Here is a 15794-nt window from a genome sequence, read left to right as displayed (position 1 = left end):
GGGCATTGTCCCCGGCATCAAGGTCGATGCGGGCAAGATTCCGCTTGCGCATGCGCCGGGCGATGAAATCACGCAGGGGCTGGACGGACTCGCGCTACGCCTCGATCGATACAGGCAGCAAGGCGCGCGTTTCGCGAAATGGCGCGCGGTCTACAACGTCTCCGCGACGCTGCCGAGCCGCCTCGCGATCGCGGCCAATGCCGAAGCATTGGCGCGCTATGCGGCGATCTGTCAGGAGGCGGGCGTCGTGCCGATCGTCGAGCCGGAAGTCCTGATGGACGGTGACCATTCGCTCGAACGCTGCGCCGACGTGACCGATGCGGTTCTGCACGCCGTGTTCGACGCGCTGCATCGGCATCGGGTCGTGCTTGACCACATGCTGCTCAAGCCCAGCATGGTAGTGGCGGGCAAAGCGCATGACGGGCAATCGACGCCCGCGGAAGTGGCCGATGCGACGGTTCGCCTCCTGCGCCGTACCGTTCCGGCGGAAGTCCCCGGCATATTCTTTCTGTCCGGCGGCCAGACGCCGGAGGAAGCGACGGCCCATCTCGACGCGATGAATCGCATCGCCGGGCGCCCGTGGCTGTTGAGCTTTTCCTATGGACGCGCATTGCAGGAACCTCCGCTTGCCGCATGGAAGGGACAGGCGTCGAACGTTCGCGACGCACAGGACGCGTTGCTCAGACGTGCACGCCTGAACGGTGCGGCGTGCCGCGGCCAGTACGATGTCGCGATGGAGCACTAGACTGAAATGAATCCGGCGGGATTCCATTTGTGCAGTCAGTCATGTCGATGTGCCCGAGCCATGCAAGTCCTACTCAATCGGAAAGTCAATGCGCGCGACACTGTGAGGCGTGTCTCGAATCGTCGTATCGGATCGCTGCCGTCCGTTTGCTGCCGGTGCAGACAGTGCGGCTTCGTGGCGTTCCGCTCGCTGGAGCGGTGTCCCGTGTGCGGCCGGCGAGGCTGGCCGTTCGAAACGCACGCCGGCACCGCGCTTGCCGGTGCGCCGGCGCGATCGTCCGGCACATGGGTCGCGCGTCTTTCGCACTTTCTGCACGATGCCGCCGTTCAGCAGCCCCGCGCGAGTACCGCGCCGGTACTGAGTATCGCGACGCTCGTCCTGCTATTCGGCGGCTACGTCGTGTTCGACCGGATGTGCAGCGCCGGTTCCGCCTGTCGTGCGCAGGATGCCTCGGTCGTGACGACGGTCATCGCCGACTTGCCTGCGCCCGCGGATCAGGCTGCGCGATCCGACCGTCCGCCGCTGCCCATGCCGTCGTTGCCCGTCTACGCCTTTCATCTGGCCAATGACGCTCGCGTCTCGGCCGATGAAGGTGGTGGCGCGGGCGTAGGCCAACGTGCGGACGGCATGGCGAAGCGGGCGGGAAGCGCCGTCGTGCAGCGTGTGACGGCAGGACACAAACAGGGCCGCGCGCTTGCCGCGCGATCGTGTACGGGACGCGCGGCGCCCGGCTGTCCGCCGCCGAAGGCCCGCGCATTGCAGACCACGACTCAATGGCAGGGCGGCGGCAAGCCGACGCGTTCGTTGCATCAAGGACGCGGATTCAGCCTGCACGCCGGGGTCGCGCGGCGGCCGATGCCGAAAGACGACACCGTCGCGAAGCTCTACCGCGGACACTGAGCGCGCTGGCTCCGACTTCCTGCTTCACTTCACGCAATCGAGCGTGTACTTGAGCGCCGGCCCGATCAGGACACGCCACACGTCCCATGTGTGGCCGCCATCGACGATGCGCAGTTCGGCAGGATTTTGTGCGCGCCGCAGCTGGGTATACAGCACGCTCGATTCGGCCTGGATCGTCAGGTCGTCGTCGCCCGCGGCGATGAACATCGGCACGCGCCAGTTGCGCGCGAAATAGCTGCGCCACAGCGCCGGATAGTTCAGGTCGTGCCAGACATGCGGCTCGAACTGCTTGTCGCCGAACACGCCGACATAACGGGCCGCGGAATTGAGCGGCGGCTCGTTCGCGTAGATCGCGGGGCTCAGCAGCATCGCGCCACAGAAAAGGCCGGGTTCGAGCATCGCGAAGCGCAGCGCGCCGAAGCCGCCCATCGATACGCCGCCGATCGCGCGTCCCGCGCGCTGGTTCGACACCCCGAAGTGCGCCTCGACGTCCGGCAGCAAATCGTTGAGGAACGCGCTTTGCATCCGCTCCTTGCGGTCGACATACCAGTCGGTGCCGCCTTGCGGCATCACGATCACGACGGGCGGGATGTCGTGATGGTCGATCAGCGAGTCCGCGGTGGCCTGAAGCCGGCCCTGCGTGATCCAGTCGTTGGCATTGCCGGCGTTGCCGTGCAGCAGATACAGCACTGGAAACCGCGCGCCGTCGGCGTTGTAGCCGGGCGGCAGGTAGACGGTGTACGACCAGTCGCGCTGCAGCGCCGCCGAGCGGAATGTGCGCGTGGCGATGCTGCTGTCGGCCGCCTGGGCGGATTCGACGAAACCGGCGGTCAGCACGGCGGCGAGAAGAAGGAGAAGTCGACGCATGGCAAGTGGGGTCAGGACAAGCGTTGCATATCGTAACAGCGTCGGATGACGGCCCGGCAGGTTATTGCCGTGTGCGGAACGTGAGTCTCGAGATCAGCGGCGCATAAAATTTCGCGACGAGATAGAGCAGCCCCATTGCGGCGACATCGGCGGTCAGGCCGAGCGGTACATCCAGATAGCCGTCGGTCGCCTGGTACAGCAGCGAGTCGACGGCGAGCGAGATGGCGGTGCCGGCGACGAAGCTCAGCAGGCCTTTGCGCCCGATCGTGCCGATCCACGGCATCGCATGCGCGACTTTTTTCATCCAGCCGAGATGCACGAGCTTGGCCGCGAGCCAGGCGATCGCGAGGAAGTTCACGAGCCGAAGCGCGCCGAGGTTCTCCTTGATCGACGGATCGGTCGGGAACGGCTCGATGCGCAGCCGGTAATGCGCGCCGGCCGCGACAATCGCGAGTGCGGTCGCCGTCAGCAGCCAGCCTTGCGGCTTGGGCGCGAGCGTCTGGTAGACCGGCTGGCACCGCGACACCACGCCGAGCACGAACAGAAGCTGCCACGCGAACGGATTGAAGTCCCACGGCGCGCCGTCGACGGCCGGCAGATAGCGTGCGGTATGCGGTGCGGCGTACCACAGCGACACGCTGAATCCGAGCAGCATCCACGGCTGGCTGCGCGCGAGCGGCAGCGTGAGCGGGACGAGCAGCGCGAAGAATGCGTACATCGGCAATACCGACGCGAGATAGGGCTGGCGCCTGAACAGCAGGATGTCGCGCAGCGCGGCGAGCGGGCGATGGATCAGGCCGTCGAGATCGTTGGTCGGCATGTTGGGGCCGTCGATCGCCAGCGCGTTCAGCACGGCGGTGATCAGCAGCATCAGGCCGGCCGTGACGAGGAAGGCCCGGTAGATTTCGAACGCGCGCTTGATGAAGCGCTGGCGCGCGACGGCTTCGTCGTGCCGTTCGGCGAGCGAGTTGTATGCGATCGCGGTCGCGAAGCCGCCGAGGAATACGAATACTTCCGCAGCGTCGCACAGGGCGTACGCGTGCAGCGTGACGCGCGACAGGATGCTGCCGCCGATATGGTCGACGACGATGACGAGCAGCACGAGTCCGCGGAAGAAATAGAGCTCGGCGTAACGGCCGGGCCGGGCAGCGGCGGTCATCGGCACGCCTCCGGGCGCGCGCATGGATCGCGGTGACGCATAACTTCGTGAAGAGATGAGAAAAGGATGTGCATTGTGCCACCGATGCGCCGTTTTAAGGGTTTGTGCGGATGGCGTGCTGTGACCCCATGACGCAGACAAATGCCCGAATTCGGCCGGCGGGATGAGTGGGTATTACACAACGCTTTCAGTGGATAAGGCGCTGTGCGGTGGACGCCCGATGCCTGACATGACACTATTTCGCCCTCCCAGCGGCCGGCGACGCCGTGCCGCCCCGCCCGGCGGGCAGGACACGCATGCGGCATGCGTTGCACGAGACGCGGGATTTTCAGGCTTGGGAGGCTCAATAATGAAAAAACACGGCATATTCGCTGCCGCACTTGTCGCGTTCGCCGCACCGGCGTTCGCACAGAACAGCGTGACGCTGTATGGCCTGATCGACGAGGGCTTCAATTTCACCAACAACGTCAGCGTGAACGGCGCGGGCAAATCCAATTTCCAGCTGGGGAGCGGTTTCCTGCAAGGCAGCCGTTGGGGGCTGCGTGGCAGGGAAGACCTGGGCGGCGGCGTGCAGGCGGTCTTCAGGCTGGAGAGCGGCTTCGACATCAACAACGGCCATATCGGTCAGGACGGCCGCATGTTCGGCCGTCAGGCATACATCGGCCTGTCGCAGGCGCAATTCGGCACGCTGACCTTCGGCCGCCAGTACGACTCGCTCGTCGACTACCTCGCGCCGATGACCGCAAACGGAAACTGGGCCGGCACGCTGTTCTCGCACCCGTTCGACAACGACAACACGGAAAACTCGTTCCGGGTCAGCAACACCGTCAAGTATGCGAGCCCGGAATGGCGTGGCCTGTCGTTCGGCGGCACGTATAGCTTCGCCAACAGCACGAGCTTCGGTGACAACCGCCAGTACAGCGTCGGTGCGCAGTACGTGATGGACGGCCTGCAAGTCGCGGCTGCGTATTTGCAGGCAAACAATCCGGGCAACGGTGCGGCAGGTGCGATCACGAACGACGCGAACTTTGTCGCCGATCGCTTGCGCATCTTTGGCGGGGGCATCAACTACACGTTCGGGGCAGCCACGCTCGGTTTCGCGTACACCCGAACCGACGTGAAGAATCCGGTGTCGACCGCATATCTGCCGACATCGACGTTCGCCGGCCTCGGCATGACGGCGATGAAGTTCCAGAACTTCGAGATCAATGGCAAATACGAACTGACGCCGGACTTCTTCCTCGGTGCGCAATATGTCTACACGGACGGCAAGTTCGAGGCCGCATCGGGCACGATCAAGCCGAAATACCACACCGTGGGCCTGATGGCCGACTACAACCTGTCGAAGCACACCGACATCTATCTGCAGGGCGCATGGCAGAAAGTGGCCGGCGACAAGACCGGAACGGTCGCGGACGGCGGCTACGTGCTGGGCACGGACGGTCCGTCGACGTCCTCGAACCAGCTCTCGGTTCGCGCGGGGATCCGTCACCAGTTCTGACAACGGCTGGCATGCGATGCGCGGTGCATCGTGTGCGGAACGTGATCGAATCGGCACTCAGCCGGCCCGTCAGGCCGGCTGAGTGCTTTTCGTATCCGGCCAGGCGCAACGATGAGGGCGCCGGGGCGCTTGATTGCAACTAACGGTCGATGACATCACACGCCGCCGAGCGGCGATGACCGCCGGGGGAGCGGCCGACCGGGTGACGTGATGGATGGATGACGGGCCTCGACAGCGAGCAGAAGCGGGGGCGAAACCGGAAACTGGCCGACATGCCGCGATGAACGAGCGACTGTTGCCCACCTGCCGGCGCGGCATCATGCCGCGCCGTAGGCCGCATGAAATATTCATGCGCCGGCTGGAATTTTTTACGCAAATTGCGTCGCTTGGCGTCAAGTTTTTCCCAATTTGGCCGTATTCACAGCATCGAGTGTCGTGTTGCCACCCGGTGCGTGATCGTTTGTCATCAATGCTTGCATCCGGTTACACGTCGGCCAGTTCATTTTTGAGATGCTTGTAAGATTGTCAAACGGGAGTCAAGTCGAGCATGGACAAGCACGAGATTTACCGCAAGGCGGCGTGGCTGTCCGGCCTGGCCGCCGTTCTTGTCATGGCGGGATGTGCGAGCACACCGCCCGTCCCGCCCAGCGATACGCTCGCGGGCACGTCGGAGCAGGGCGCGTTGTCGTCCGCCGCGACGACGAATGCGGCGACCTTCGTCACGGTGACGCACCGCTATGTCGTCAGGCGCGGCGATACGCTGGCCGGGATCGCCGCGGCAAACGGCTGCAGCGTTGCCGACCTGCGCGCATGGAACCGGCTCGGCGCACGCCATCGGCTGCGTGCCGGACAGGCGTTGCGGATCGTGACGAAGGAGGCCGCGCCGGCATCGTCCGCCGTATCGGGTCAGCCGGGTGCGCAAACCGCCCGCGACAGGCTGGTGGTCGAGCAGACGAAGCGTCATGCGAGTGACGTCGCGCTGACGTGGCCTGCGCGCGGCGACATCGTCGAGCAGTTCAAGCCCGGGCAGAATCGCGGCATCCAGATCGAGGGGCATGTCGGCGATCCGGTCCGCGCCGCGGCCGCCGGCCGCGTCATGTATGCAGGCGTCGGCCTGAACGGGTACGGCAGCCTGATCATCGTCCAGCACAATGCGGATTTCCTGACCGCATACGCGCACAACCGCAAGGTGCTGGTGAAGACCGGCGATGTCGTCCGCCAGGGCGACAAGATCGCGGAGATGGGCGACGTCGACAACACGCATGTCGCGCTGCTGTTCGAGGTGCGGCGCGACGGCAAGCCGGTCAATCCGCTGCCGTATCTGCCGGCGTCGGCGGGCTGAGGGCATTCCGCGGCGGCGGCTGTACTGGCAGGCGCCTGACGCACCGGGGCCGCCGCCTCGCGTAAAAGCGGCGTTTGGCTTATCGTGTCGGTCTGCACGCGCCGGCGGCGCGTGTGACCCCTCTGTCCACATCGCTTCGCCATGCGCCGACTTCCTCCCTTGCACGCACTGCAGATTTTCTCGACAGTGGCGCGCCACCGAAGCTTTACGCGCGCGGCCGAGCAACTGTGCATCACGCAGGGCGCGGTGAGCCGCCAGATCCAGACGCTCGAAGCGCATTACGGCTTTCCGCTCTTCAAGCGTCACGCGAAGGGGTTGACGTTGACACCCGATGGCGAGCAGCTGCTGCCGGTCGTCAACGACATCTTTGCGCGGATCGAAGATATCTCGCTGAAGCTCACGCGCCAGCGCACGGATCTCGCGTTGAAGGTGCCGACCTGCATCATGCGCTGGATGCTGCCGCGCATCATGCGTTTCCAGGGCGAGCATCCCGATCTGCATGTGCAGATCACGACCGCGTGGCAGCACGATATCGATTTCTCGACCGAGCCATTCGATGCGGCGATCGTCTACGGGACGTCGCCGGGCGCGGGCGTGTGCGCGCTGCCGCTGTTCGACGAGCGGCTGACGCCTGTCTGCGCGCCGGAGTTGCGCCAGGCGTTGCCGCTCGATGCGGTCGGCGATCTTGCCCGCCATACGCTGCTGCACCCGACGCGCGATCATCGCGACTGGCGCGCGTGGCTCGACCATGCGGGCGCGGGCGCGGTCGATCCCGAGCGCGGGCCGAGCTTCGACACGCTCGATCTCGCGACGAACGCGGCGATGCAGGGCTTTGGCGTCGCGATCGGCGACGTGACGCTCGTCGACGACGACGTCAGCGCCCGGCGGCTCGAGCGGCCGTTCGACATCGTGCTCGATACCGGCGCGCGCTACTTCTTCGTCTATCCGGAAAGCGTCGCCAGCCAGCAAAAGATCCGCGCATTCAGCGACTGGATTTCGCACCATCGCGACTGAAGCGGGACTGCGGACCAGGCGCGGGTGCCCCGATGCACGCCGAACGTTCGCCCGCGCGTTCCGGATACGTCATGACGGCAATCAGTGGGGCATCGATGGATGGTTCATGTCGCTCGACAACCATGTGGCTTGTCATCCACGCCAGCGACTGAGGTGCGGGAACACAATTGCCGTTCAACAAACGGATCGGACGGCACGCCGCGATCCTGTGTCTCGAGCGCACACGTATGCGTCAAATTGACGCATACGTGTGCGCCGACGCGCCGTGAAACAAAGTACAGTCGCTCGCGCGATCCAGCGTGAAATTGTGCTTCGCCGCGAACACGCGGTCTTGGCAAGTGCAGGCCGACGTCTCGCCGGCGGTGGACCTGGTCCGCCACGTATCGAGGGGACGATTAACTGCCTCGATGGGATGCCGCAACGCTTGCTGCGGGCTGTTATGCGGCGATTGCGCTTCATCGGGGACGTCGCAGACATGGAGGGCGGAACCCGGTCGGCGGCGCGGTCGTGCGCTCCCGGAAAGTGGCGCGCACCATCATCGTCTCGCTTCGTCAACCCGATGCCGGGACATTCCGAAAGCCTTGTCCTGTCACGTGTCTGTAACCCGTTGCGCGATTCACAATCGTTGCGCACTGTGTCATAGTGCGCCCTTGACAATCGATCACGACATGAAAGTGGCGGGGCTTGATTGCGCTAAAGCTTGCGCTGAACGCAATCGAGACATGGGATGTTGAACGGCTACCGGTAATTGGGCTGTACCGAATGACTGCGCAGATCCGCCACCGGTGGAAGGCGATGTCGGTGCGGGTTATCTGCCCTGATTGCATCCGTTCCCCCAGTGCTGTTGAGGATATTGCCGTGTTTCACCCCATGACCGGTCATCCATTGCCGCATGACAGGCCGACTAACGGCATCTTCGTGATCGAGGTCAAATCATGATGCTGCGCAGGGTGGCGCAGCGTCTGCCTGTTCCCCACCAGTCGCATTTGGAGTAAATCGTGTCTGGAAAATTCGTGGTCAGTCTGACTCGAGCCAAGGACAATACCGACCGTGCAACGGTCACCTGCGCAGTCGCAAACGTAGCGGCTGCAGGCGAGAAGGAAGTCGTTGGATTCCCGAGCATCGAAGGGATCTGCCTGTCTCAGGCCGGTCATTCCGCCAACGCCCATGAAGTCGGCGTCTTGCCGCTCATGGCGCTCACTCATCGCTTCGTCGAAGCGGCAGGCGAGATTTTCGTCTGCTCGCCGCCCCGCAACAATCGCAAGTCCGACGAGCACAACCCTATTCCCGGCGCGCACATTGTCGGCGGTTCGCTCATGCGTGGCATCCGCTCGAGCCTCAACGACTGAGGCCCGCCATGACAACCCACAGAGCATTCATCGCCGGCGCGACCGGCGTGGCAGCGCCATGCGCGACGATCGCGATTGCTGTTGCGCGGGCGCAGACGAAGTCGCTGCCCTCACAGCGTGACATCGGTCGCGTGACGGCGACGCGAGCGATCGAGAAGACGGCCAACGCGGTCGGCGATACCCAGCTGAATACCTGAGCATGCACACCCCGATCCATCAGGGATCGGCGGGTGTGGTCGTGCTCGAGTCGCTTGGCGTGAAGCCGGCTGCGGCATGGGCCGTTGTCATGGCATGCCGCGCGCTTGACCGCCGCCTCGTACCGATCGATCCGTCGACGCGTGCCGAACGCAGGCCCTTGCCGGCCGGCACCGACATTGACGCCGACAGGCGACGCGCTGCCGCTGATCCCCCGACGTTAGGCCGAAACGATCGCACCTGCCGCACTGGCATTGCCAATCAGTTTGCCCAATACAAAAGCAGGATGACTAAGCAAGCGACTGTTGTTTGATTTTCAGCAAATTGTCTTATCGAGGATTGCCGGGGAAGGAGGCCAATTTATCGAGAGAAGACCTGTAGTCGTGTTTTTGAAGACTGGGAATTTGGGTCAATGAGTGTCGATTCATGCTCGTCTCCACCCATCTTGGCGACGAATCGCTTGCAGAACGAGCGATCGTGCGAGCGAAGCGGGGATGCATCGACAGTTACCGGAACAAGGAGCCGTTGTGAACGTTGGTAGAAGACAATTCATCAAATTGTGCGGGGCCGGTGCGGTCGGCACTACGGCGATAGCGTTGGGATTCAGCCCGACGCTGGCGCACGCCTCTCAATCGAGGCAATACAAGCTTCTTCGCGCGAAGGAGACCCGAAACAACTGTACGTACTGCTCGGTCGGCTGCGGCTTGCTGCTTTACAGCCTGGGCGACGGCGCGAAGAATGCGCATCCGAGCATTTTCCAAATCGAGGGTGATACGGACCATCCGGTGAGCCGCGGTTCCCTGTGTCCGAAGGGCGCGGGGCTGCTCGACTTCATCCATAGCGACAACCGCACGCAATATCCGGAATACCGGGCGCCCGGCTCGAACGAATGGAAGCGCATCAGTTGGGATGACGCCTTCACGCGCATTGCGCGATTGATGAAGGACGATCGCGACGCCAACTTCGAGGAAAAAACCAAGGACGGCCGCATCGTCAACCGCTGGCTCACGACGGGGATGCTCTGCTCCTCGGCGGCAAGCAACGAAACCGGCGCGCTCGACCAGAAGTTCACCCGCGCGCTGGGCATGCTCGGCATGGACAGCCAGGCCCGGGTCTGTCACGCGCCGACGCCGGCGGCATTGTCCCCGACGTTCGGGCGCGGCGCCATGACCAACAACTGGGTCGACATCCGGAATGCCAACGTCGTGATCATCATGGGCGGCAACCCCGCCGAGGCGCACCCGGTCGGTTTCAAGTGGGTCATCGAGGCCAAGATCAAGAACCATGCGAAGGTCGTCGTGATCGATCCTCGCTTTAACCGCAGCGCGTCCGTGGCGGATCTGTACTCGCCTATCCGTGCCGGTTCGGACACGGCGTTTCTGATGGGTGTCGTGAACTTCCTGCTGAAAAACGGGAAGATTCAAAAGGAATACGTCAAGGCGTATACCAACGCCTCGATGATCGTCCGTCAGGACTACGGCTTTCACGACGGTCTGTTCAGCGGCTACAACCCCGAGACGAAGAAATACGATCAGTCGAGCTGGGCCTATGAGCTGGATGGCAATGGCCACATCAAGACCGATCCTACCTTCGAGCATCCGCGTTGCGTGCTGAATCTGCTCCAGAAGCATGTGGCGCGGTATACGCCGGAAGTCGTCGCCAAGGTATGCGGCGTGAAGCAGGACGATTTCCTGGAGATCTGCAACCTCCTGGCGGAAACCAGTGTGCCGGACCGGACGGCGACGTTCCTTTACGCCCTCGGCTGGACGCAGCACAGCAGCGGCTCGCAGATCATTCGCGGCGCGGCCATGATTCAGTTGCTGCTGGGCAATATCGGCATGCCCGGCGGCGGGGTGAACGCACTGCGCGGACACTCGAATATTCAGGGATACACGGACCTCGGCCTGCTGTCGCTGCGTCTGCCCGGTTACATGAACCTGCCGTCCGAGCATCAGAGCACGCTCGAGCAGTACCTGCGCGAGACGACGCCTCACGATGTCGTGCCGGGCGAGGTCAACGGCTTTCGCAACACGCCCGCGTATTTCGTGAGCCTGATGAAGACCTTCTGGGGCGACAAGGCGACGAAGGAAAACAGCTGGGGCTTCGACTGGCTGCCCAAGTGGGACAAGAGCCATGACGTGCTCGCGTACTTCGACCGGATGTTCGACGGCAAGGTCAACGGTTACGTCGTGCAAGGCTTCAACCCGCTGGCCGCTTTGCCGGACAAGAACAAGACGCAGCAGGCGCTTGCCAGGCTGAAATACCTGGTCGTCATCGATCCGCTGAAGACGGAAACGTCGGTCTTCTGGCAGAACCACGGCGAGCAGCACGACGTGGATCCGTCCACGATTCAGACCGAGGTGTTCCGTCTGCCGTCGACGTGTTTCGCGGAAGAAAACGGATCGATCGTCAATTCGAGCCGCTGGCTGCAATGGCACTTTGCCGGCGCCAATCCGCCGCACGAGGCAAAGCTGGACGGCGCGATCATCGGCGGCCTGTTCACGCGGCTGCGCGAACTGTACCGCAAGGAAGGCGGCGCGAATCCTGCACCGGTTCTCAACATGACGTGGGACTACATCAATCCGGAAGACCCGACGCCGGAGGAAGTCGCGCGCGAGACCAATGGCGTGGCGTTGGCGGATCTGTACGATCCGCAGGGAAAACTGATCGCCAGGAAGGGCGAGCAGCTGTCCGAGTACGCGCACTTGCGCGACGACGGGACGACCGCGAGTCTCAACTGGGTGTTTACGGGGTCGTGGACGCAGGAAGGCAACCAGATGTCCCGGCGCGACAACTCGGATCCATCCGGCATCGGATGCACGCCGGGCTGGGCATGGTCGTGGCCGGCCAATCGCCGCATTCTCTATAACCGTGCGTCGCTCGACCCGGCAGGCAAGCCGTGGGATCCGAAGCGGAAAATCATCGAATGGAACGGGTCCCGCTGGACGGGCTTCGACAATCCCGACTACCCGCTGACGGCGCCGCCGGGCAGCCCGATCGGGCCGTTCATCATGATCCCGGAAGGTGTCGGACGACTGTTTTCGGTCAACGGGCTGGTCGACGGTCCGTTCCCGGAGCATTACGAGCCGATCGAAAGCCCGCTCGCGGTGAACCCGCTGCATCCGGCGGTGAAGAACAATCCGACCGTCCGGCTGTTCCATGACGATCAGGTCCGCATGGGGAGTCCCAAGGAATTCCCGTATGTCGCGACGACCTACGGCATCACCGAGCTGTTCCGGCACTGGACGAAGCAGTCCCGCCTGAACGCCATCATGCAGCCCGAGCAGTTTGTCGAAATCGGCGAAACGCTCGCGGAAAAGAAGGGCATCAAGGCGGGCGACATGGTGAAGGTGTCGTCGTATCGCGGCTACATCAAGGCGAAAGCCGTGGTGACGAAGCGCGTGCGCACCCTCGATGTCATGGGTGAATCCCTGGACACGATCGGCATTCCCTGTGTCTGGGGCTTCGAAGGCGCCGCGAAGAAGGGTTACCTCGCGAACACGCTGAGCCCTCGTGTCGGCGACGCAAACTCGCAAACACCGGAATACAAGGCGTTCCTCGTCAACGTCGAAAAGGCCTAGGAAGGTTTAACAAGTGTCCATTCAACCTCAAGACATCATCCGCCGCTCCGCCACCAATTCGGCGACGCCGGCGCCCCGCGCACGCGATCACCAGCAGGAAGTCGCCAAGCTGATCGACGTGTCCATCTGTATCGGCTGCAAGGCATGCCAGGTTGCATGCTCCGAGTGGAACGACATCCGTGACGAAGTCGGCACCTGCACCGGCGTCTACGACAACCCGCGCGACCTCTCGGCGAAAACGTGGACGTTGATGCGATTCGACGAGCACATCAAGGAGGACGGGAAACTGGAATGGCTGATCCGCAAGGACGGCTGCATGCACTGCGAGGAGCCTGGCTGTCTGAAGGCTTGCCCGAGCCCCGGCGCGATTATTCAGTATGCCAACGGCATCGTGGATTTCCAGTCCGAGAACTGCATCGGCTGCGGCTACTGCATCGCCGGTTGCCCGTTCAACATTCCGCGCATCAACAAGGCCGACAACCGCGTGTACAAGTGCACGTTGTGCGTCGACCGCGTCACGGCCGGGCAGGAGCCCGCATGCGTGAAGTCATGTCCGACCGGAGCAATCTCGTTCGGCAGCAAGGAAGAAATGAAGGACCTCGCGGCATCGCGCGTGGAAGAACTGCACGGACGCGGCTACAAGGGGGCGGGGCTTTACGACCCGCAGGGCGTGGGCGGCACGCACGTCATGTATGTCCTCCAGCATGCCGACAAACCGGAGCTGTATCACAAGCTGCCCAACAACCCGTCGATCAGCCCCGTCGTGCGCGGCTGGAAAGGCTTGCTCAAGCCGCTCGCGGCGGCGGCATTCATTGCCACGCTGGCCGGGTCGTTCATGCATTACGTGGGTGTCGGTCCGAATACGACCGATGAAGACGAAACCGAGCACTAAGGGACGGAATGATGATGAAACGTCAAGATATGATTCTGCGCACCAAATTTCCCGAGCGTGCGTGTCACTGGATCATGGTCGCCTGTTTTTTCCTGGTCGCCATGTCGGGCCTGTCGTGGTTCTTCCCGAGCCTCAGCTGGATGAACTCGGTACTCGGGACGCCTCAGCTGGCCCGTGAATTGCACCCGTTCCTGGGTATCGTGGTGTTCGTGCTGCTGATGTTCATGTGCTACAAATTTGCCCATCACAACCTGTTCGTCAAGACCGATATCATCTGGTTCAGGAACGCGAAGGATGTGCTGCTGAACAAGCACGGGGAAAAGCTTCAGATCGGCAAATACAATGCCGGCCAGAAGATTCTTTTCTGGTCGATCATGAGCTTGATTTCCGTGCTGCTCATCAGCGGGCTGATGGCCTGGCGCGCGTATTTCGCCGGCTATTTCCCCATTCCGGTCGTTCGGCTTGCGCTGCTGTGTCACTCGCTCGCAGGCATCGGGCTGATCCTGATGATCATCGGCCATATCTATCTGGCTATCTGGGTGAAAGGATCGATCACGTCGATGCTGACCGGCTATGTCAGCAAGGCCTGGGCGCGTCAGCACCACGACCGCTGGTACGACGAGCTGACGGCGGAAGCGAACAATCCGGGGAAGGGCCATGAACACCATTGATGTCGTCCCGCTCGACAAGCGTACGCCCGGGCTGAAATCCATCGAGCGCGTGCTGAAGATGAACCTTGCCGAGCTGTATGCGAAGCGCGCGGCGCGTCTGAATGTCCTCGCGCCGGGGCACGCCGAAGAGGCGTACCTCCGCTTCGTCGCGCGCCTGGTTCGCGCGCAGGCGAGCGTCCTGGCCGAGCAGCCCTGGACGCCGCCCGCCGCGCGGCCGGCCCGGCTGGCGATGCCGCGCACGAGCGCTGTGACGCGAAGCGATCTGCTGGCGGATCTTTACTGGTTCGACGCATTGAAACGCATTTGCCGGGCGGTCGAACCCGATGCCGCTCCAGAGGTGCGTGAAATCATTCGCGCGATCGAGCGCTCGACGCCGGAGAAGCTGGCGGACAAAGCCGTATCGCTGCTGCATGAGCGATTCGGCGAAGTGCATCCGTCGGAGGCTGTCTTTATCTGGACGGCGCTTTCGCTGCAATGGGCACAGGTCGCGACTTTCGCCGGAGGTCCCTGTCACGACGAGGCCGCGGCCGATCCGTATCACTGTCGGGTCTGCGGCGCATCGCCATGCGGAAGTGTGGTGCTTGGCGGCGATCGGGGCGGGCTGCGTTATCTGCACTGTTCATTGTGCGAAAGCCGTTGGCACATGGTGCGTGCACGGTGTTCCTGTTGCGGGGGCGGCGAGCAGGTCGATTACTGGTCGATCGACGACAAGGACGCGGCGATCAAAATCGAAACGTGCGGCGAGTGCAAAGGGTATCTCAAGATCCTGTATTCGGAGCGTGATGCGGCAGCTGAACTCGTCGCCGACGATCTGGCCTCGTTCGTACTGGATTTCGAGGCGGAGCGCATGGGATACATGCGAACCGGGATCAATCCGTTTGCGTTTCCGGGCGGCGAGGCGCCATCGGAATCCCCGTAATCTCGCGGTGACGGCGAATTTTCGGCGGTACCGAGCCTGGCCCGGCATGCGCTGGGTCCAGGCCGGAAAATTCCCGGCGCCTTTGCGTCCGTCGTTGCGGTCACGCGGCGGCAACGGCGGATGAGTGGACGGCGGCATGTCGCGCATGCGCAGTGCAGCGCGCGGGCAAGCCGCGCGCCAGGTCAGGCGGCGGGCGCGTCGATCATCGGATCGATGCGTCGGTAGCCTTCGGTCGCGCGCAGCAGCGTGCGCGTGTAGTCGCATGCGACATGACCGACGCGCACATCCTCGACACGCAGTTGCTCGACGATCTCGCCGTGCCGCATCACGGCGACGCGCTGGCACAGGAAGCCGATTACCGCGAGGTTGTGGCTGACGAGGATCATCGTCAGCTCGCGCTCGCGATGCAGGCGGCGCAGCAGGTTGAGGATCTCCGCCTGCACCGACACGTCGAGCGCCGACGTCGGCTCGTCGAGCAGCAGCACGCGCGGCTCGACGATCAGTGCGCGCGCGATGGCGACACGTTGCCGCTGGCCGCCCGACAGCTGATGCGGATAACGGAAACGGAACGACGGGCCGAGGCCGACTTCGGTGAGTGCGCGCCCGATCCGCGCGTCGGGGTCGCCGATGCGGTGGATCGTCAGCGGCTCGCGCAGCGT

At 63.5% G+C, this 15794-nt stretch carries 16 protein-coding genes; 13 read left to right on the top strand and 3 right to left on the bottom strand.

All coding sequences use genetic code 11. The annotated features are described in order from the left end of the window. Together KH616_RS11115 and KH616_RS11110 are read left to right on the top strand one after the other, a co-directional pair. A partial coding sequence (locus tag KH616_RS11115) for a class I fructose-bisphosphate aldolase (protein WP_292244021.1) occupies positions 1-745 on the top strand: 745 nt, incomplete at its 5' end. Positions 746-949: 204 nt separating this feature from the next. Next, positions 950-1645, top strand: a complete 696-nt coding sequence (locus KH616_RS11110) for a hypothetical protein (RefSeq protein ID WP_292244019.1) — start codon at positions 950-952, stop codon at positions 1643-1645. A 24-nt stretch (positions 1646-1669) separates the two neighbouring features. Here the strand turns inward: KH616_RS11110 and KH616_RS11105 are convergent, their stop codons facing one another. Both KH616_RS11105 and KH616_RS11100 read right to left on the bottom strand, forming a co-directional pair. Beyond that, positions 1670-2512, bottom strand: coding sequence for an alpha/beta hydrolase-fold protein (locus KH616_RS11105; RefSeq protein WP_292244017.1), 843 nt, complete (start codon positions 2510-2512; stop codon positions 1670-1672). Positions 2513-2573: 61 nt separating this feature from the next. Beyond that, a complete protein-coding gene (locus KH616_RS11100; protein ID WP_292244016.1) occupies positions 2574-3671 on the bottom strand; it encodes an OpgC domain-containing protein in 1098 nt (365 codons plus the stop codon). A gap of 349 nt (positions 3672-4020) precedes the next feature. On the opposite strand from KH616_RS11100, the gene KH616_RS11095 reads away from it, so the two are divergent. The 11 genes from KH616_RS11095 to fdhE all read left to right on the top strand — a co-directional run bounded on the left by KH616_RS11095 (position 4021) and on the right by fdhE (position 15135). Then, complete coding sequence (locus KH616_RS11095; RefSeq protein WP_292244015.1) at positions 4021-5172, top strand: porin; 1152 nt, start codon at positions 4021-4023, stop codon at positions 5170-5172. Positions 5173-5719: 547 nt separating this feature from the next. After that, positions 5720-6514, top strand: a complete 795-nt coding sequence (locus KH616_RS11090; protein WP_292244014.1) for a peptidoglycan DD-metalloendopeptidase family protein — start codon at positions 5720-5722, stop codon at positions 6512-6514. Between the two features lie 141 nt (positions 6515-6655). Then, complete coding sequence (locus KH616_RS11085; protein WP_292244013.1) at positions 6656-7528, top strand: LysR substrate-binding domain-containing protein; 873 nt, start codon at positions 6656-6658, stop codon at positions 7526-7528. A 762-nt stretch (positions 7529-8290) separates the two neighbouring features. Continuing rightward, the gene (locus tag KH616_RS11080) at positions 8291-8467 is read left to right on the top strand and encodes a hypothetical protein (RefSeq protein ID WP_292244012.1); all 177 of its coding nucleotides are present in this window, start codon (positions 8291-8293) and stop codon (positions 8465-8467) included. A 59-nt stretch (positions 8468-8526) separates the two neighbouring features. After that, positions 8527-8877: a sulfur reduction protein DsrE gene (locus KH616_RS11075; protein ID WP_292244011.1), complete on the top strand. Its 351-nt coding sequence runs from the start codon at positions 8527-8529 to the stop codon at positions 8875-8877. An 8-nt stretch (positions 8878-8885) separates the two neighbouring features. Beyond that, on the top strand, positions 8886-9074 hold the full coding sequence (locus KH616_RS11070) for a hypothetical protein (protein WP_292244009.1): 189 nt from the start codon (positions 8886-8888) through the stop codon (positions 9072-9074). A 2-nt stretch (positions 9075-9076) separates the two neighbouring features. Continuing rightward, positions 9077-9385 carry a hypothetical protein gene (locus tag KH616_RS11065; RefSeq protein ID WP_292244007.1) on the top strand — a complete coding sequence of 103 codons (309 nt, stop codon included), beginning with the start codon at positions 9077-9079 and terminating at the stop codon, positions 9383-9385. A 214-nt stretch (positions 9386-9599) separates the two neighbouring features. Then, positions 9600-12653, top strand: coding sequence for a formate dehydrogenase-N subunit alpha (gene fdnG / locus KH616_RS11060; RefSeq protein ID WP_292244006.1), 3054 nt, complete (start codon positions 9600-9602; stop codon positions 12651-12653). Positions 12654-12666: 13 nt separating this feature from the next. Beyond that, positions 12667-13545, top strand: a complete 879-nt coding sequence (gene fdxH / locus KH616_RS11055) for a formate dehydrogenase subunit beta (RefSeq protein ID WP_292244004.1) — start codon at positions 12667-12669, stop codon at positions 13543-13545. A gap of 14 nt (positions 13546-13559) precedes the next feature. Continuing rightward, the gene (locus tag KH616_RS11050) at positions 13560-14216 is read left to right on the top strand and encodes a formate dehydrogenase subunit gamma (protein WP_292244002.1); all 657 of its coding nucleotides are present in this window, start codon (positions 13560-13562) and stop codon (positions 14214-14216) included. Next, positions 14203-15135 carry a formate dehydrogenase accessory protein FdhE gene (gene fdhE / locus KH616_RS11045; RefSeq protein WP_292244001.1) on the top strand — a complete coding sequence of 311 codons (933 nt, stop codon included), beginning with the start codon at positions 14203-14205 and terminating at the stop codon, positions 15133-15135. Before KH616_RS11050 ends, fdhE begins: the two co-directional genes overlap by 14 nt. Positions 15136-15317: 182 nt before the next feature. Here the strand turns inward: fdhE and KH616_RS11040 are convergent. Further along, positions 15318-15794, bottom strand: a 477-nt coding sequence (locus KH616_RS11040) for an ATP-binding cassette domain-containing protein (RefSeq protein WP_292244000.1), incomplete at its 5' end; no start/stop codon positions are given.

It is taken from the genome of Burkholderia sp. (assembly GCF_018375725.1).
In the GTDB taxonomy this organism is placed as follows: Bacteria; Pseudomonadota; Gammaproteobacteria; order Burkholderiales; family Burkholderiaceae; genus Burkholderia.
This window is presented reverse-complemented; position numbering and strand designations above follow the sequence as displayed.